The sequence below is a fragment of the Ruegeria sp. HKCCD8929 genome (genome assembly GCF_013031405.1).
GTDB lineage: Bacteria > Pseudomonadota > Alphaproteobacteria > Rhodobacterales > Rhodobacteraceae > Ruegeria.
Map to the genome: position 1 here is coordinate 26,657 of NZ_WPZY01000018.1, position 16,447 is coordinate 43,103.

General features: G+C 61.9%; 18 protein-coding genes. 11 read left to right on the top strand and 7 right to left on the bottom strand.

Annotation, left to right across the window (positions count from 1 at the left end; translation table 11 throughout):
* Window positions 1-99: 99 nt before the first annotated feature.
* Entirely contained in the window at window positions 100-411 is a 312-nt protein-coding gene (locus tag GOX53_RS20965; protein ID WP_171179837.1) for a hypothetical protein, read from the bottom strand.
* 662 nt (window positions 412-1,073) lie between these two features.
* On the opposite strand from GOX53_RS20965, the gene lepA reads away from it, so the two are divergent.
* The gene (lepA, locus tag GOX53_RS20970) at window positions 1,074-2,873 is read left to right on the top strand and encodes a translation elongation factor 4 (protein WP_171179839.1); all 1,800 of its coding nucleotides are present in this window, start codon (window positions 1,074-1,076) and stop codon (window positions 2,871-2,873) included.
* 99 nt (window positions 2,874-2,972) lie between these two features.
* Window positions 2,973-4,007 carry a hypothetical protein gene (locus GOX53_RS20975; RefSeq protein WP_217351867.1) on the top strand — a complete coding sequence of 345 codons (1,035 nt, stop codon included), beginning with the start codon at window positions 2,973-2,975 and terminating at the stop codon, window positions 4,005-4,007.
* Between the two features lie 290 nt (window positions 4,008-4,297).
* Here GOX53_RS20975 and GOX53_RS20980 read toward each other — a convergent pair whose 3' ends face one another.
* From GOX53_RS20980 to GOX53_RS21005, 6 genes are all read right to left on the bottom strand, one after another.
* Window positions 4,298-4,711: a hypothetical protein gene (locus tag GOX53_RS20980; protein WP_171179842.1), complete on the bottom strand. Its 414-nt coding sequence runs from the start codon at window positions 4,709-4,711 to the stop codon at window positions 4,298-4,300.
* 61 nt (window positions 4,712-4,772) lie between these two features.
* A complete protein-coding gene (locus tag GOX53_RS20985; RefSeq protein WP_171179844.1) occupies window positions 4,773-5,207 on the bottom strand; it encodes a type II toxin-antitoxin system Phd/YefM family antitoxin in 435 nt (144 codons plus the stop codon).
* 857 nt (window positions 5,208-6,064) lie between these two features.
* Window positions 6,065-6,202, bottom strand: coding sequence for an entericidin A/B family lipoprotein (locus tag GOX53_RS20990; protein WP_171179846.1), 138 nt, complete (start codon window positions 6,200-6,202; stop codon window positions 6,065-6,067).
* A 232-nt stretch (window positions 6,203-6,434) separates the two neighbouring features.
* The gene (locus tag GOX53_RS20995) at window positions 6,435-7,493 is read right to left on the bottom strand and encodes a YeeE/YedE family protein (RefSeq protein ID WP_171179848.1); all 1,059 of its coding nucleotides are present in this window, start codon (window positions 7,491-7,493) and stop codon (window positions 6,435-6,437) included.
* A gap of 94 nt (window positions 7,494-7,587) precedes the next feature.
* Complete coding sequence (locus tag GOX53_RS21000) at window positions 7,588-7,926, bottom strand: helix-turn-helix transcriptional regulator (protein ID WP_171179850.1); 339 nt, start codon at window positions 7,924-7,926, stop codon at window positions 7,588-7,590.
* Window positions 7,927-8,039: 113 nt separating this feature from the next.
* Entirely contained in the window at window positions 8,040-8,447 is a 408-nt protein-coding gene (locus GOX53_RS21005) for a hypothetical protein (protein WP_171179852.1), read from the bottom strand.
* A gap of 91 nt (window positions 8,448-8,538) precedes the next feature.
* Between GOX53_RS21005 and GOX53_RS21010 the strand changes: the two genes are divergently transcribed.
* The 9 genes from GOX53_RS21010 to GOX53_RS21050 all read left to right on the top strand — a co-directional run bounded on the left by GOX53_RS21010 (window position 8,539) and on the right by GOX53_RS21050 (window position 16,399).
* Window positions 8,539-9,276, top strand: coding sequence for a cytochrome c biogenesis CcdA family protein (locus GOX53_RS21010; RefSeq protein ID WP_171179854.1), 738 nt, complete (start codon window positions 8,539-8,541; stop codon window positions 9,274-9,276).
* A gap of 17 nt (window positions 9,277-9,293) precedes the next feature.
* Window positions 9,294-9,872, top strand: a complete 579-nt coding sequence (locus GOX53_RS21015) for a thioredoxin family protein (RefSeq protein WP_171179856.1) — start codon at window positions 9,294-9,296, stop codon at window positions 9,870-9,872.
* Between the two features lie 130 nt (window positions 9,873-10,002).
* On the top strand, window positions 10,003-10,479 hold the full coding sequence (gene soxX, locus GOX53_RS21020; RefSeq protein WP_171179858.1) for a sulfur oxidation c-type cytochrome SoxX: 477 nt from the start codon (window positions 10,003-10,005) through the stop codon (window positions 10,477-10,479).
* A gap of 42 nt (window positions 10,480-10,521) precedes the next feature.
* The gene (gene soxY, locus GOX53_RS21025) at window positions 10,522-10,938 is read left to right on the top strand and encodes a thiosulfate oxidation carrier protein SoxY (protein WP_171179860.1); all 417 of its coding nucleotides are present in this window, start codon (window positions 10,522-10,524) and stop codon (window positions 10,936-10,938) included.
* A 33-nt stretch (window positions 10,939-10,971) separates the two neighbouring features.
* The gene (soxZ, locus tag GOX53_RS21030) at window positions 10,972-11,301 is read left to right on the top strand and encodes a thiosulfate oxidation carrier complex protein SoxZ (protein ID WP_171179862.1); all 330 of its coding nucleotides are present in this window, start codon (window positions 10,972-10,974) and stop codon (window positions 11,299-11,301) included.
* Between the two features lie 75 nt (window positions 11,302-11,376).
* Entirely contained in the window at window positions 11,377-12,228 is an 852-nt protein-coding gene (soxA, locus tag GOX53_RS21035) for a sulfur oxidation c-type cytochrome SoxA (protein ID WP_171179864.1), read from the top strand.
* Between the two features lie 103 nt (window positions 12,229-12,331).
* Window positions 12,332-14,029 carry a thiosulfohydrolase SoxB gene (gene soxB / locus GOX53_RS21040; protein WP_171179866.1) on the top strand — a complete coding sequence of 566 codons (1,698 nt, stop codon included), beginning with the start codon at window positions 12,332-12,334 and terminating at the stop codon, window positions 14,027-14,029.
* A gap of 77 nt (window positions 14,030-14,106) precedes the next feature.
* A complete protein-coding gene (gene soxC / locus GOX53_RS21045; protein WP_171179868.1) occupies window positions 14,107-15,378 on the top strand; it encodes a sulfite dehydrogenase in 1,272 nt (423 codons plus the stop codon).
* On the top strand, window positions 15,362-16,399 hold the full coding sequence (locus GOX53_RS21050; protein WP_171179870.1) for a c-type cytochrome: 1,038 nt from the start codon (window positions 15,362-15,364) through the stop codon (window positions 16,397-16,399). The genes soxC and GOX53_RS21050 overlap by 17 nt, the downstream gene beginning before the upstream one ends.
* Window positions 16,400-16,447 lie beyond the last annotated feature (48 nt).

A 16,447-nucleotide genomic window follows, 5' to 3' on the forward strand; every position in this document is an offset into this window, starting at 1 on the left:
CCGTTTCACCCGTTCTGGGTGCCGCGACGGCTCAGGTCAAGCACGGACAGGCCGGGCGGCGGCGAAGCGCCCGGGAAGCGACATCGAAGAACGGAGATCTTACCTGCAGACCGCCTGCGCCAGCTGGCCGAACGCCTCGTAGCGGTCCCACAGCGCATCGTCACGGGCGGTGCGCGACATCTTCACCACCTGCGCCTGATGCGGGTCGGTGAACCACTCGGCGACCTTGACCCGGTCGGACCGGCTGAGCGCGTCATTGGCCACCCGCTGAATGCAACCGCACCGCGCCCGCGTGGCGGCTGGCCGGTCGCTGGCCATGCAGGCCCGCTTGATCTTGCCCCCGGCCGCCGCCGCAGGCAGCGGAGCCGCCAGAGCCAGCATACACAGGGCCATTGTCAGGAACTGTTTCATCTCTATGCCTCGTCTTGCCCGGCCGGAGAGATCTTGCCGCCCCTCTCAGCGTCGCGCGCAGTATGCCGCAAGGGAATCGTCCGATCAATTCACGAAAAGTGCATCAAACTGTTTCTGCTCAGAGGACACCGGCAAGCCCCCGCGCAGTAGCGAAATCACCACAGCCAAACACCGGCCCTAAGACAAACCCGTAGGCCGGGCTTTCAGCCCGGCACCCCTCACGGCAGGAACGCAAGCCACCCCTCAACGGCTTCGACAAGCGTCTTAACCTCCTCCGAGCAGCTGGCTGCGTTCAGGTTTCGGTCTACAAATCGGGTTGCTTAGTGGGCGATCACTGCGTCAGGAGTGTCGAAGTAGCTCAGGCAACCGACGCGATTGCTGACCTTAAGCACGAGGGAAGCAATATGAAGTGCGAGGGAAGCATTATGTGGTTGCCGATGCGATCTCATTTCCTACATGAGCGCCGCGAGACTTCACAGGCTTGAACGCGCAGCGATCGCTTGGTTCATCCGTTGATTTTGTCTGGTCAGCCAGTTCTGAAGCTCGGACCATTCGGCAGTTCCGCGTGTTTCTGCCGCCATGTTTGTTTTCACCCAGAATTACCTTGGATATACTCTGACTACGCTTGACCGCGTTGTAAAACCTAACCATATCCCCAACCCATGACAGACCTCGCTCATATCCGCAATTTCTCCATCGTCGCCCATATCGACCATGGTAAATCCACCCTTGCCGACCGGCTCATTCAAGAGACCGGAACGGTCAAGGATCGCGACATGAAGGAACAGCTGCTCGACAGCATGGATATCGAGCGCGAGCGTGGCATCACCATCAAGGCCAACACCGTCCGCATCGACTACACCGCCGACAACGGCGAGGCCTATGTGCTGAACCTGATCGACACCCCCGGCCACGTGGACTTCGCTTATGAGGTCTCCCGCTCCATGCGCGCTGTCGAGGGATCTCTGCTGGTCGTCGACAGCACCCAAGGGGTCGAGGCGCAGACGCTGGCCAATGTCTATCAGGCCATCGACGCCGATCATGAGATCGTGCCGGTGCTGAACAAGATCGACCTGCCCGCCTCCGACTGCGACCGCGTGGCCGAACAGATCGAGGACGTGATCGGCATCGACGCGACCGACGCCATCCAGGTCAGCGCCAAAACCGGGCAGGGCATCCACCAAACGCTGGAATCCATCGTCAACCTGTTGCCCGCCCCGCAAGGCACCCTCGACGCCCCACTCAAGGCGATGCTGGTCGATTCGTGGTACGACGCCTATCTCGGTGTCATCGTCCTCGTCCGCATCATGGACGGAACGCTGAAAAAGGGGATGCGGGTCAAGTTCATGTCGAACGGCACCCTTCACCATGTCGACCGCGTGGGCGTCTTCCGCCCCGAGATGGAGATGGTGGACAGCCTCGGTCCCGGCGAAATCGGCTTCCTCACCGCCTCGATCAAACAGGTCCGCGACACCCGCGTCGGCGACACCATCACCAATGACCGTAACGGCACCGAAGTGGCCCTGCCGGGCTTCAAACCCGCGCAGCCGGTGGTGTTCTGCGGCCTCTTCCCCGTGGACTCCGCCGAATTCGAAGACCTCCGCGACGCCATCGACAAACTGGCCCTGAACGACGCCTCCTTCTCTTACGAAATGGAAACCTCCGCCGCCCTCGGCTTCGGCTTCCGCTGCGGCTTCCTGGGCCTCCTCCACCTCGAGGTCATCCGCGACCGCATCGAACGCGAATACGATATCGAGCTCATCACCACCGCGCCGTCGGTGATCTACCACGTCTTCATGAAAGACGGCGAGATGATCGAGCTGCACAACCCCGCCGACATGCCCGACCTCTCCAAGGTCGACCACCTCGAAGAACCCCGCATCAAGGCCACCATCCTCGTGCCGGATGAATATCTCGGCGACGTGCTGAAACTCTGCCAGGACCGCCGCGGCATCCAGATGGACCTGACCTATGCCGGCTCCCGCGCCATGGTCGTCTATGACCTGCCGCTGAACGAGGTCGTCTTCGACTTCTACGACAGGCTCAAATCCGTCACCAAAGGCTACGCCAGCTTCGACTACCAGATGACCGACTACCGCGAGGACGCGCTGGTCAAGATGTCGATCCTGGTGAATGACGAACCCGTCGACGCACTCTCCATCATGGTCCACCGCGACCGGGCCGAGATGCGCGGCCGCGCCATGTGCGAAAAGCTCAAGGACCTGATCCCGCGCCACATGTTCAAGATCCCGATCCAGGCGGCTATCGGCGGCAAGGTCATCGCGCGCGAGACCCTCTCCGCGCTCCGCAAGGACGTGACCGCGAAATGCTACGGCGGCGACGCCACGCGGAAACGCAAACTGCTGGACAAGCAGAAGGCCGGTAAGAAAAAGATGCGCCAGTTCGGGAAGGTCGACATCCCGCAGGAGGCGTTTATTTCAGCACTCAAAATGGACAGTTAAGCTGTCCATTTTGAGTGACGGTGGTCGAAAGCGGTTGGCGCAGCCAACTGCGTGCCCACACGGTGGGATAACTAGGAGGCGCTTCAGCGTTGGATATTGATGGTTGACTTGAGGGGATGGGAGCTATGCCAGTGCCCTATTTGGGGCACTCCAGCGCACCGCAACCCGTCAGTTTTGGGTGATGTTGACGAAATCTACTCACCCCGTGCTGGGGGTAAGTTTCAGATCAGCGGCTCCGCTGCTTCAACGGATAAACACCGAAAACAAGCGTCTCTTTCTCGAACAATTTTTGAGTTCAACTATCGCGGTGAAACGCCCAACATAACCAGTGCGGAAATTGCTCGGGCGCACATTGACGAAAACGTTCCAGTTCCTGAAAAATACGATCGTTTCATAGCATGCATCGCTCATCTGTTTCCAAAATTGGGTAAAGACTGTGCGACAAGCTCATTGTGGAAAGGTGAAAGCAGTTGGATTATTCAAGCTGCGCTCGGTTCACAAAAAGCAATAGATGGCGGGGAACGCGAAGAAATTAGTCTTCTAATAAATGAAGCAAACCAACAGGGCCATATTCAACTATTCCAGCCAAAAGAGCAGGTCTTTCGCTTAAGTTATACCGGCCACCTCTATGCCTCAGAACTTGGCGTGACTCTCTCCAAGAGTGACAAAATCTTTGTAGCGATGTGGTTTGGCTCACATGAACAAACTACTCTCTATCATGATGCAATCGCTCCTGCGATCCAGAATGCGGGATACCTGCCCGTTAGAATTGACAATACAGAACACAATGAAAAGATCGACGATCAAATTATTGCCGAAATTCGAAAATCTAAAGCAGTAATCGTCGATCTGACGTGTGGTTTGGCCAAACCGGAAGGCTGGTCGACGTCTGAATTGGTAGGAAGCCCGCGTGGAGGTGTGTTTTACGAGGCGGGTTTTGCGAAAGGTCTTGGCCTTCCCGTAATTTGGACAGTGAAAGCCGATATCGCGGACGTCGAAAATGTCGTTCATTTTGACATAAGGCAGTTCAATCAAATTAGATGGAACGCTGACCTGAACGAGTTCCGAGAAAAACTTCTCTATCGTATTGAGGCTACCCTCGGTAGAGGCAACTACGAGAGTAAAGTGGGTTAGCAAGCGTAGGATGGGTTTTCAACCCATCACCTGTGCAGATCAGCCGTTGCATCTATCCCCGTAGGGCGGGCTCAGCCCGACAACCAACCTGACCACGGGCACCGGTCCGAGGCATTGGCGGCACCAATTGGCGGGCTGAAACCCGCCCTACGCCACCTGCGCGACTCTCGAAAAACGTGGGATGGGGTTTCACCCCATCATCCGGTCCCAACCGTCCGCACCAACCGGAGGGGCAAACCCCCACCCGCACCTTGCAACCGCCCGTAGGATGGGGTTCCACCCCATCTTCCCTACAGCTTCTCCACCGTCACGACCAATTTCTTGATCGCATCGTCCAGCTTTTTCATCTCGTCATAGTTCTTCTGGAACTTCTTCTCGACCGGCTTCAGCTTTTTCTCGGTCTCGCCGATCTGCTTCTTGATCTCGGCCACCTTCGCCGCATTCTTGGCCTTGGTCGCCGCCTTCAGATCCGCCTGCGCCTTGACCAGCGGTTCGGCGAGTTTCACGTATTGGTCGTTCAACTGATAGAGGTGCTTGAAATACCCCTTCCAGACGATGCTGTCCTTGCGCAGCTTGTCCTCGAGCGAGATCAGTTTCTTGCGCGTCGTCTCGATATATCCGGTCCGCCGTTTCTCGACCCCCTTCTGGTCCTTGTTCCATTTCTTGATGTCGGCAATCCGTTTCTTATAGTCCGTGTCCGCCATCTCACGTCCTCCCTGATCCGGCGGATCATACCGCAAAGGCGCGCAATTCCGAACCGGCGCCCTAGCGCGCGGGGCTGCCCGCCCGTCCGAACAGCCGGCTCCACCAGGGGGTGTCCTGCCGCCGGACCACCTCGCCGCCCTCGACCGGGTCCAGCCCGCCGCGCGCCAGGATGCGCCGTTCCTCGGCCCGCGTCCTTTGGATCTCGCGCATCTGCAGCGCCGCCTCGCGCGCGGTGACATAGCTGCCGTCCGGTCCCGGCTCCAGTCCGGGGATGCCCTTGCCCCGGGACCACCAGCCGCGCAGCCCGCTCAGGGGGTGTCGCCAGCCGATTGTGTCGCTGTCGGACAGGTCCCAGATCCGCTCGGCCTCGGGGATCGAGACCAGCGCCGCCAGGGGGCGTCCGTTCCGGGTCAGCACGATCACCTCGCGCGGGTCCTGGGCCCGGGTGACCAGTTGCCCGAGCTGCGCGCGGGCCTGAGAGATTGTGTAGCGCATCGGCGAATCTCCGTTGTACGATTCGAAAGATCGGCCTCTCAGCCTTGTACAATCCGGTTAATTCACCCCTGTCGGGGCGTCCGCATCCCTTCGCACCTGCAGAAACTGCGCCAAAATCCGCCGCCGGGGCCCCGCGAATTTTATCCCCAAACAACCCGCCCGAGTTGCGCGATTTCTCGACTTATCCACATCGCTTTCCCGGCGGATATCAACACCTTATCCCCGGCTAATTTTTATGCTGCAGTGCTATTTTCTTGCCCCTTTTTTCGCCTGGTGTAACAGTCAGGACATCGCAAAGGTTCTTAGGAACTTGAGCGGGACGCACAGGTCAGGTGGCCAAGACGGATCGGATGAGACTTTCAGTTTTATCCCGAGAAGTCAGAGGTTTACCAAGGACAGGCCGGTCGCGACGGGTTTTCGGACCCATGGCGAAGGGTCGGTTTTAAAAGGCCGGTGCGGGTCGTGACATGTCCTCGGACATGGAGCGGCTGCGAAGGTCCTTCGGGGCTGGAGCATCTGAATCGGACGGCCCTCGGGCGGATCGGTTCGGTAAGGCGTCAGGGAGTGTCCGCAAGGATGCATGCAAGGACCGCGTCTGAGCACCTGACGCCTTTTCCTTTTTCGGAAAAGCTGCGCAATCTCACCGCTCACGCAAAGAAAAACGGGGCTCATCTGTCATGGACAGTCGAACCCCGTTGTCAGCGTCAGCTGATGCATCACCGCGTCTATGCACCTGTAAGGGATGGATACACCGGCCCTGGCACAAGATCAACTATATATTGCGTCTGTTTTGCGGTGGTGGGCAAGATTTGCGGCCTAAACACAACACCTGCGATAGGCGCGATCCGGCCCGCGGCTTAGATTTTTTGCTGAATATCCGACGCCGCGCCTTCGATTGCGTCGCCCGCTTTCTGGATATCCCGGCCCGCACCTTTGGCGGTTTCACAGGCGGTCAGCGTGATGAGGCTCAGGCCAATCAGAAATGCTCGGATCATGGTGTTCTCCGTCTCTGCTCGTTTGGGATTCCCCTAGCACCGATCCCCAATACGCGCCAGAGGTCCGGGCCTAGCAAAGTGTTCGACACGCTTTTGCGTTTTGCCCAGTCTAGCCGGGCTTTTTCGTCATCAACGTCCCGAAGCGCGCCATCACCCTGTCGTTTCTCTATCTTGCGCCGTTGCGGGAATGAGAGGTGAAATTACAGCCTTTGCCGAGGGGCAGTGAGGTGCCCTAACCGGCCGGGCGAAATCCTTCGATCAACTGGCGCAGGCCCAAAGCGGCGCCCGCGAAGATGGCAAGGAAGGTGACCGGTGCGCTGATCGACAGCAGGCTGAAGGCGCTCAGCCCCTGACCGACGGTGCAGCCCATGGCCAGCACCGCACCTACGCCCATGATCGCGGCGCCCAGGATCTGGCGGCGCAACTCGCGCGGGTCCTCGCACGCCTCCCACCGGAAATGGCCGCGGATCATCGACCCGACGAAGGCGCCTACCCAGACCCCTGCGACCGAGCCCACGGCAAAGGACAGCGGGCGCAGGCTGCCGGTCATGGCAAAGAGGATGGTCTCGCCGAGCGGGGCAGAGAAGCTGTGCGAGACAACGGGAAGCGCCTCGAAACCCGTTTCAGCCAGCCATGCGGTTCCGGCCCAGCCCGAGACGATGGCCAGCCCGACCACCAGCGACCACAAGATCGCCCCCGGCGTGCGCCGCAGGGATGCGCCGCTCAGCGCTCCGACACAGATCAGCGCGCCGATGCTCAGGCCGATGACGCCCAGCGGCAGGCCGGTCAGGGTGGCGGCGTGATGAGCCAGCCCTGGCGGCGTGTCCGAGGTGACGGCGATTTGCGGGAACAGGGCGTTGCGCAGCGGGGCGAGGGGGCCGCTGAGCGTCACATAGGTAAAGACGCCCATCACCAGCACGATGACAAAGGCCCTCAGATCGCCGCCGCCCAGCCGCGCGATGGCGCCGTAGCCGCAATTTCCCGACAGCGCCATGCCATAGCCGAACATCAGCCCGCCGAGGATCGACGCCATCGGCATCCAGCGGATCGACAGATAGAAGCTGTCACCGGGATCCAGAACGCCCATCGCGATCAGGGCAAAACTGCCGAGTATGCCGCTGCCGATGGCCAGCGCCCACATGCGCAGGCGCAGGTCCGAGCCGCCATAGAGCAGGTCCTCGATGGCGCCGAGCGTGCAAAACCGGCCTAGCCGCGCGGCGAGCCCCAACAGGATGCCTCCGCCAACTCCGAACAGGGCGGCGATCTGGTGGTCGGTGAGCATCTCAAGCATCTGCGCCATCTCCTCCCCAAGGACGGGCTACTGGCGATGAAATATGCAAAAACTGTTATGCGAGTGCAAGCGGCGCTGTGCGCGAGCGGAAGGATCAGTCGTCCGCGTTGCAGAACAGATCATAAACCAGTTCCAGCATCCGGCGCGGGCGGTCGTCGGCCAGCCGGTAATAGATCGCCTTGCCCTCGCGGCGCGGGATCACCAGCCCTTCAAGGCGCAGCCGCGACAGCTGCTGGGACACGGCGGCCTGCCGAGCGGACAACAGCTCTTCCAGCTCGGTCACCGATTTCTCGCCCGAGACCAGGTGGCACAGGATCATCAGGCGCCCCTCATGGCTGATCGCCTTGAGGAAGTTCGACGCACGGGTGGCGTTGCCGACCATCCTGTCGAGTTCCTGTTCGTCCATATCCGTCGAAAACTTGGGCAGTGCCATTTGTTTCGTTCCTCATCGTCCCGGATATCCGGGGCCGTCTCCTGTACCGGGCATCCTTCGCCGGGTGACTTTTCCCGATACACCTATTGCGCGAACAATGCTACCGGCTCGAATCAAAAACGCGCGAGCGGTGTCACGGCTGCGCTATCGTCGTTGGCCGGGGTCAGTTCGAACTCCGTATGCGCCTCGAGCAACTGATCCAGCACCGGCCAGAAAAAGTCCTGCCCCGGGTAGCCTTCAAGCCGCCCAACCTCTTGCCCGTCCTCGACGATCAGGAAGGTCGGGGTGAAAACGACCCGGCGCTGCAGCTCAAGATCCGCGGGCAAGGCGTGCAGATCGACGCGGCGCAGCGGGGCAAAGCGGCCCTCGGGTGTCTTGGGATAGGCAGGAGCGATCTCGGCGTTCCAGCGGGTGCACCAGGAACAGCCCGCCTGCTCGACCATCACCAGTTCCGCCGCCAGAGCGGGCAGGGCAAACAGTGCCGCAAAAAGCGCGGACAGAAGAGGGCGAAGTGCTGACATGTGGCCGTTGACCTTTGCTATTCGCTCAATATAATTTGAATGTGTGAATTTTACAAGCGACCCGACCTGGCCGCCCGAAACGGGGGAGTGAATGCTTGAGATTTCCCTGTTTGGGGCGCTGATCGCCGGTCTGCTGAGCTTTTTCACGCCCTGCATTCTGCCGATGGTGCCGTTCTACCTGTCCTATATGGGCGGGCTCAGCATGGCCGAGCTGCGCGGGGATGGCGCCATAGCGGCGGGGGCGCAGCGGCGGTTGCTGGCCTCGTCGGTCATGTTCGCGGCGGGGGTGATCACGGTCTTCATGCTGCTGGGCATGGGGGCCACGGCGCTGGGGCGGTTGTTCGGTCAGTACCTGCAAACGCTGTCCTATGCGGCGGCGGCGGTGCTGGTGGTGTTCGGGCTGCATTTTCTGGGCGTGATCCGGGTGCCGCTGCTCTATCGAGAGGCGCGGATGGAGAGCCAGGCCGAGGCCTCGACCGCGCTGGGCGCGTATCTCATGGGGCTGGCCTTCGGCTTCGGCTGGACGCCCTGCGTGGGGCCCGCGCTGGCCTCGATCCTGATGATCGCCTCGGGCATGGGAGAGCTCTGGCGCGGTGCGTTTCTGCTGTTTGTCTACGGCCTTGGTATGACCGCGCCTTTTGTAATCGCTGCGTTTTTCGCCAAACCCTTCCTCGGCTGGGTCCAGCGCCACCGCGCGGCTTTTGCCCGGGTGGAAAAGGGGATGGGGGCGATGCTGATCGTTTTTGCCGTGCTCATCGCAACCGGCGGCGTGCGCCTGATTGCCGATGCGATGATCCGATGGATGCCGGGCCTGACAAGCCTGGGCTGAACAGGGAGGACTTAACCATGAAACAACTGCTTGCCGGGCTCGCCGCCCTTATCCTTGCCGCCCCGCTCTGGGCCGCAGAACTGGGCGATGATGGCCTGCACAAGACCGAGTGGATGCGCGACACCTTCAAGGACCTGCGCGAGGATCTGGACGAGGCCAATGCCGAGGGCAAAAGGCTGGTTCTGTTCTTCGAGCAGCGCGGCTGCATCTACTGCACCAAGATGCATCAGGAGGTGTTTCCGCGCCCCGAGATCGGCCAGTACATCGCCGACAACTATTTCGTGGTGCAGCTCAACCTCTATGGCGATGTCGAGGTCACCGATTTCGACGGCGAGACGCTGGCCGAAAAGGATATGGCGCGCAAGTGGGGCGTGATGTTCACGCCGACGATTCTGTTCCTGCCGGAAGAGGTGAGCGAGGGGCAAACCGCCCAGCAGGCCGCGGTGGCGGTCATGCCGGGGGCCTTTGGCGGGGGCACCACGATCGACATGTTCACCTGGGTTCGCGAAAAGCGCTATGCGCTTGATAACGGGGAAGATTTCCAGCGTTACCATGCCCGCCGGATTCAGGAACGCAACAACGGGTCTTTCGACTGATCGGGGTTCTCCGAAAACATTTAATAATTCACAATAATGAATTTGATGTTGCGTTAAGGGCGGACTGTGCCCTACGGTATGCCAAGCCAATTTCGCCGCGCGGCAAGCGTGGCAGCCAATGGGAGGGCACATGAAACTTACATCTCTGACACTGGCCGCCGCGCTGATCGGCGGTGCGGCGCAGGCCGGTGAGGTCGGCCCCGGCGAGGTTGCGTTCACCGAGGATGGCGCGATCGATGCCTCGCTCAGCGGTGCTGCGGGCGATGCGACCAGTGGCGCGGTCATCGTGGGCGAGAAATCCAAGGGCAACTGCGTGGCCTGCCATCAGGTAACCGCACTGGCCGATGTGCCGTTTCATGGTGAGGTCGGCCCGTCGCTGGACGGGGCCGGGGACCGCTGGACCGAGGCCGAGCTGCGCGGGCTGGTCAGCAACGCCAAGATGACCTTCGAGGGCACGGTCATGCCCGCCTTCTACAAGGTCGACGGCTTCACCCGCCCGGGCGACGCCTATACCGGTGACGCCCCCACAGGGCCGCTGGCACCGATCCTGACGGCTCAGGAAATCGAAGACGTGGTCGCGTTTCTTGCGACCCTGAAGGAAGAATAAGGCCGCCCCCGCGTGCCTTGCATGATGCAAAGGAGAAAGACGATGGAGTTCACACGTCGTGACACCCTGGGCCTGGCCCTGGGCGCAGCGGCCCTGACCGTCCTGCCGTTCCGCGCCAACGCGGCGGCCGAGGATGCGATTGCCGAGTTCACCGGCGGCGCCGACATGGCCGAAGGCGGGGTCACCCTGACCGCGCCCGAGATTGCCGAGAACGGCAACACCGTACCGATCGAGGTCAGCGCACCCGGTGCCGCCGCGATCATGGTGCTGGCGACCGGCAACCCCGAACCGGGCGTGGCGACCTTCAATTTCGGCCCGCTGGCGGCGGTACAGTCGGCCTCGACCCGTATCCGGCTGGCCGGCACGCAGGACGTGGTGGCCATCGCCAAACTGGCCGACGGCTCGTTCGCCAAGGCCAGCGCCACCGTGAAAGTGACCATCGGGGGTTGCGGCGGCTAAGCCCGCCCATCCGCAGAGACAGGAGAATACGACATGGCATCTGGTGTGAAACCCCGCGTGAAGGTCCCGAAAACCGCCGCCGCAGGCGAGGCGGTGACGATCAAGACCCTGATCAGCCACAAGATGGAAAGCGGTCAGCGCAAGGACAAAGAGGGCAACATCATCCCGCGCTCGATCATCAACCGCTTCACCTGCGCCTTCAACGGCGAGATGGTGATCGACGTGACGATGGAGCCCGCGATCTCGACCAACCCCTATTTCCAGTTCGACGCGACCGTGCCCGAGGCGGGCGAGTTCGTGTTCACCTGGTATGACGATGACGGCTCGGTCTACGACGAGTCAAAATCGATCTCCATCGCCTGAGCGGCGACCCCGGCAGATAATGAGCCCCGCCGCCAACCGGCATGGCGAGGCCAACCACCCAAGGGAGGATACTGGATGAATTTCAAGGCACTGACCGCGATTGTTGCAGTGGTGGCAACACCACTGTCAGCGGTGGCCGGGCCCGACGAGGACGCTCTGGTCGTCAATGAAGAGATCGAAATGGTCACCCAGACCGCCGCCCCCGCGCATCTGTCCGATGCGCTGGACGAGATCTATTCCGGCTGGCGCTTTCGTTCGGACGAGACCCAGTCGCTGCAGATGGACGATTTCGACAACCCCGCGCTGGTCTTCGTCGATCAGGCGCAGGACGCGTGGGGCACCGTCGACGGGACCGAGGGCAAGTCGTGCTCCACCTGCCACGGCGCGGTTGATGAGAGTATGGCCGGTGTCCGTGCCGTCTATCCGAAATGGAACGACGAGGCGGGCGAGGTGCGCACTCTTGTGACCCAGATCAACGATTGCCGCGTTAACCAGATGGGCGCCGAAAAGTGGAAATACACCGGCGGCGAGATGGCGGCGATGGAGGCCCTGATCTCGGTCCAGTCGCGCGGTCTGCCGGTCAACGTGGCCTTCGACGGCCCGGCACAGGAGACCTGGGAGATGGGGAAAGAGATCTACTACACCCGCTACGGCCAGCTGGAGCTGAGCTGTGCCAATTGCCATGAGCAGAACTATGGCAACATGATCCGCGCCGACCATCTGAGCCAGGGCCAGATCAACGGGTTTCCCACCTACCGGCTCAAGAACGCCAAGCTGAACAACGCCCATGCCCGGTTCAAGGGCTGCGTGCGCGACACCCGCGCCGAGACCTTCAGCCCCGGCAGCCCGGAGTTCGTGGCGCTGGAGCTTTACGTTGCCTCGCGCGGCAACGGCCTGTCGGTCGAGGGACCCTCGGTCCGCAACTAACCTGAATGCGCGCCCCGCGTCCTGTCCGGATGCGGGGTGCATCGCTTCAATTGAATTCAAACATGTGAATGTATCATGTGTTCAAACGGGAAAGCTGATCCAAATGATCTCGCGTCGTGACTTCCTTCAGGTTTCAATGGCAGCCTCGGCCCTTGTGGGCGCGTCGGGCTTCGGCAACTGGGCACGGCTGGCGGCGCAGCAGGCGCTGAGCCAGGACCAGCTTCTGGAGTTCGATACCTTCGGCAATATCAGCCTGATCCACATCACCGACATTCACGCCCAACTGAAACCGATCTACTTCCGCGAGCCCGAGGTCAATCTGGGTGTCGGCGCCAACAAGGGCTTCGTGCCCCATATCACCGGCGCCGATTTCCGCAAGGCTTACGGCATCGCCGACGGCTCTCCTACGGCCTACGCGCTGACCCATGATGATTTTTCGGCGCTGGCGCAGACATATGGCCGCGTCGGCGGGCTGGACCGGGTGGCCACGGTGGTGAACGCGATCCGCGCTGACCGGCCCGATGCGTTGCTGCTGGATGGCGGCGACACCTGGCACGGCTCCTACACCTGCCATCACACGGCAGGGCAGGACATGGTCAACGTGATGAACGCGCTCAAACCGGATGCGATGACCTTCCATTGGGAATTCACGCTGGGCAGCGACCGGGTGAACGAGATTGTCGAGGGGCTGCCCTTCGCCGCGCTGGGCCAGAACATCTTTGACGCCGAATGGGACGAACCGGCGGAGATGTTCAAGCCCTACAAGTTCTTCGACCGGGGCGGCGCCAAGGTCGCGGTGATCGGTCAGGCCTTTCCCTACATGCCCATCGCCAACCCCGGCTGGATGTTCCCGGAATACTCGTTCGGCATCCGGGACGAGAACATGCAGGCCATGGTCGATGAGGTCCGCGCGGCGGGCGCCGATGTGGTCGTGATCCTGTCCCATAACGGCTTTGACGTCGACAAGAAGATGGCGGGCAAGGTCAGCGGCATCGACGTCATCCTGTCGGGCCACACTCATGACGCGCTGCCCGAGCCGGTGCTGATCGGCCAGACCCACATCATCGCCTCCGGCTCCAACGGCAAATTCGTCAGCCGCGTCGATCTCGACGTGCGGGGCGGCCAGATGATGGGGCTGAAGCACAAGCTGATCCCGATCTTTTCGGACGTGATCGCGCCCGATCCGGCCATGACTGCGCTGATCGACGAACAGCGCGCACCTTATGCCACCGAGTTGGCAGAGGTGATCGGCCGAACCGACTCGCTGCTCTATCGCCGAGGCAATTTCAACGGCACCTGGGACGACCTTATCTGCGACGCGCTGATCTCGGAACGTGAGGCCGACATCGCTATGTCTCCCGGCGTGCGCTGGGGCCCCAGCTTGCGGCCCGGAGACGACATCACCCGCGAGGATATCTGGAACGTCACTTCGATGAGCTACGGTCAGGCCTATCGCACGGAAATGACCGGCGAATTCATCAAGGTGATCCTCGAAGATGTGGCCGACAACATCTTCAACCCCGATCCCTATTATCAGCAGGGCGGCGACATGGTGCGCGTCGGCGGTCTGGGCTATCGCATCGACATCACCCAGCCGCAGGGCGCGCGGATCAGCGAGATGACCCTGCTCAAGACGGGCGAGGCCATCGACCCGGCCAAGACCTACGTGGTCGCAGGCTGGGCCAGCGTCAACGAGGGCACCGAAGGCCCGATGATCTGGGATGTGGTCGAAAGCCATATCCGCAAGCAGGGCACGGTGACGGTCAACCCGAACAACTCGGTCAATGTGGTGGGCGTCTGAACGCCCGCCGTCAAAAATTTTTATGCTTACACATTCGCGCGGACGAATGTCTTGATGCTCAAGGAGGCTAGTTCAAAATGAGTGAAAGCTCCCCGAAAAACGCCCCGTCGCGCCGCCAGTTCCTGACCGGGGCGGCGGCAGCCGGAGCAGGGGCCGTTGCCGGCGGGGCGGCCGGGGCCACAGGTCCCGATCCGCTGATTACCGAGGTGCAGGACTGGGCCCGCGCCACTGGCGACGGGGTGGATGCCACGCCCTATGGCCTGCCGATCCAGTACGAATCGGACGTGGTGCGCCGCAACGTGGAATGGCTGACCGCCGACACGATCAGCTCGATCAACTTCACCCCGATCCATGCGCTCGATGGCACCATCACCCCGCAGGGCTGCGCGTTCGAGCGGCACCACTCGGGCGCCATCGAACTGCGCAAGCAGGATTACCGGCTGATGATCAACGGTCTGGTCGATCAGCCGCTGGTCTTCACCTACGAGGATCTGGAACGCTTCCCCCGCGAAAACCGCATCTATTTCTGCGAATGCGCCGCCAATACCGGCATGGAATGGGCCGGATCGCAACTCAACGGCGCGCAGTTCACCCATGGCATGATCCACAACATGGAATATTCCGGCGTGCCCCTGCGCACCCTGCTGGAAGAGGCCGGAGTTCAGGCGCAGGGCAAATGGGTCTATGTCGAGGGCGCCGATGCCAGCTCGAACGGACGCTCGATCCCGCTGGAAAAGGCGATGGACGACGTGCTGGTCGCCTTCAAGGCCAATGGCGAGGCGCTGCGCAAGGAACACGGCTATCCCGTCCGCCTCGTCGTGCCCGGCTGGGAAGGCAACATGTGGGTCAAATGGCTGCGCCGGGTCGAGGTGATGGAAGGCCCGGTGGAAAGCCGCGAGGAGACCTCGAAATACACCGACACGCTGGCCGACGGCACCAGCCGCAAATGGACCTGGGTGATGGACGCCAAGTCTGTGGTCACGTCACCCAGCCCGCAGGCACCGATCACCCATGGTCCTGGCCCGCTGGTCATCACCGGTCTGGCCTGGTCGGGGCGCGGCGCCATCACCGGTGTCGACGTTTCGGTCGATGGCGGCAAGACTTGGATGCCCGCGCGGCTGGCCGCCCCCGGCACCGACAAGGCGCTGACCCGGTTCTATCTGGACTACGACTGGGACGGCTCGGAAATGCTGCTGCAAAGCCGCGCCCGGGATGGCTCGGGCTATGTCCAGCCCAGTAAGGCGCAACTGCGCGAGGTGCGGGGCGAGAACTCGATCTATCACAACAACTGCATCCAGACCTGGTGGGTCAAGGCAAACGGAGAGGCCGAGAATGTCGAAGTGTCCTGAATTTCTGACTGCCGCCGCGCTGGCCTCGGCTCTGGTCGCGGGGCCAGCGCTGGCCAATGTGTTTGGCCTGGGCCGCCCCGCGCTGCCCGAGGAGATCGCCGCATGGGATCTGGACGTCTCACCCGACGGTACCGGCCTGCCCGCCGGGTCGGGCTCGGTCGAGGATGGCGAGATGCTCTTCGCCGAGGCCTGCTCCATCTGCCACGGCGATTTCGCCGAGGGCGTGGACAACTGGCCCAAACTGGCCGGGGGCGAGGGGACGCTGGCCGACAAGGACCCGCTCAAGACCGTGGGTTCCTACTGGCCGTATCTCTCGACCGCGTGGGATTATGTTCACCGCTCGATGCCCTTCGGCGATGCCCAGACCCTCAGCGCCGACGACACCTACGCCATCGTCGCCTACATCCTCTATTCCAACGATCTGGTCGAGGATAACTTTGTGCTCTCGAACGAGAACTTCCTCTCGGTCGAGATGCCCAACGCGGATGGCTTCATCCTCGATGACCGCGAGCAGACCGAGGCGCATTTCTGGACCGACGCCCCGTGTATGGAAAACTGTAAGGACAGTGTCGAGATCACCATGCGCGCGATGGTTCTGGACGTGACCCCGGACGAGGGTGACGCAGCCGCCGAGCCCGCCCCGGTGCAGGACGTCAAGGCCGAGCCCGCGCCCGCGCCCGAGCAAACCGCCGCGCTGGACCCGGAACTGGTGGCCAAGGGCGAAAAGACCTTCAAGAAATGCAAGGCCTGCCATCAGGTCGGTAACGGCGCCAAGAACAAGACCGGCCCGACGCTCAACGGCATCGTCGGGGCCGCCGCCGGTCAGGTACACGGGTTCAAGTATTCCAAGGTCATGAAAGCCGCCGCCGAGGACGGGCTGATCTGGGACGAAACCGAGCTGACTGCCTTTCTCGCCAAGCCCAAAGGCTACATGAAGGGCACGCGGATGTCCTTTGCCGGGCTCAAGAAGGATGCGGATATCGAGGCGGTCATCGCCTATCTGAAATCCTTCCCCGAATAACGCCACGGCCCTGGGGCGCCACCCGCGCGCCCCAGGCCTGACCTGCCC

Bases quoted from the DNA above. Each gene is read 5' to 3' on its own strand.
- GOX53_RS20965 (WP_171179837.1), bottom strand. From the start codon at position 411: ATGAAACAGTTCCTGACAATGGCCCTGTGTATGCTGGCTCTGGCGGCT.
- lepA (WP_171179839.1), top strand. From the start codon at position 1,074: ATGACAGACCTCGCTCATATCCGCAATTTCTCCATCGTCGCCCATATC.
- GOX53_RS20975 (WP_217351867.1), top strand. From the start codon at position 2,973: ATGGTTGACTTGAGGGGATGGGAGCTATGCCAGTGCCCTATTTGGGGC.
- GOX53_RS20980 (WP_171179842.1), bottom strand. From the start codon at position 4,711: ATGGCGGACACGGACTATAAGAAACGGATTGCCGACATCAAGAAATGG.
- GOX53_RS20985 (WP_171179844.1), bottom strand. From the start codon at position 5,207: ATGCGCTACACAATCTCTCAGGCCCGCGCGCAGCTCGGGCAACTGGTC.
- GOX53_RS20990 (WP_171179846.1), bottom strand. From the start codon at position 6,202: ATGATCCGAGCATTTCTGATTGGCCTGAGCCTCATCACGCTGACCGCC.
- GOX53_RS20995 (WP_171179848.1), bottom strand. From the start codon at position 7,493: ATGCTTGAGATGCTCACCGACCACCAGATCGCCGCCCTGTTCGGAGTT.
- GOX53_RS21000 (WP_171179850.1), bottom strand. From the start codon at position 7,926: ATGGCACTGCCCAAGTTTTCGACGGATATGGACGAACAGGAACTCGAC.
- GOX53_RS21005 (WP_171179852.1), bottom strand. From the start codon at position 8,447: ATGTCAGCACTTCGCCCTCTTCTGTCCGCGCTTTTTGCGGCACTGTTT.
- GOX53_RS21010 (WP_171179854.1), top strand. From the start codon at position 8,539: ATGCTTGAGATTTCCCTGTTTGGGGCGCTGATCGCCGGTCTGCTGAGC.
- GOX53_RS21015 (WP_171179856.1), top strand. From the start codon at position 9,294: ATGAAACAACTGCTTGCCGGGCTCGCCGCCCTTATCCTTGCCGCCCCG.
- soxX (WP_171179858.1), top strand. From the start codon at position 10,003: ATGAAACTTACATCTCTGACACTGGCCGCCGCGCTGATCGGCGGTGCG.
- soxY (WP_171179860.1), top strand. From the start codon at position 10,522: ATGGAGTTCACACGTCGTGACACCCTGGGCCTGGCCCTGGGCGCAGCG.
- soxZ (WP_171179862.1), top strand. From the start codon at position 10,972: ATGGCATCTGGTGTGAAACCCCGCGTGAAGGTCCCGAAAACCGCCGCC.
- soxA (WP_171179864.1), top strand. From the start codon at position 11,377: ATGAATTTCAAGGCACTGACCGCGATTGTTGCAGTGGTGGCAACACCA.
- soxB (WP_171179866.1), top strand. From the start codon at position 12,332: ATGATCTCGCGTCGTGACTTCCTTCAGGTTTCAATGGCAGCCTCGGCC.
- soxC (WP_171179868.1), top strand. From the start codon at position 14,107: ATGAGTGAAAGCTCCCCGAAAAACGCCCCGTCGCGCCGCCAGTTCCTG.
- GOX53_RS21050 (WP_171179870.1), top strand. From the start codon at position 15,362: ATGTCGAAGTGTCCTGAATTTCTGACTGCCGCCGCGCTGGCCTCGGCT.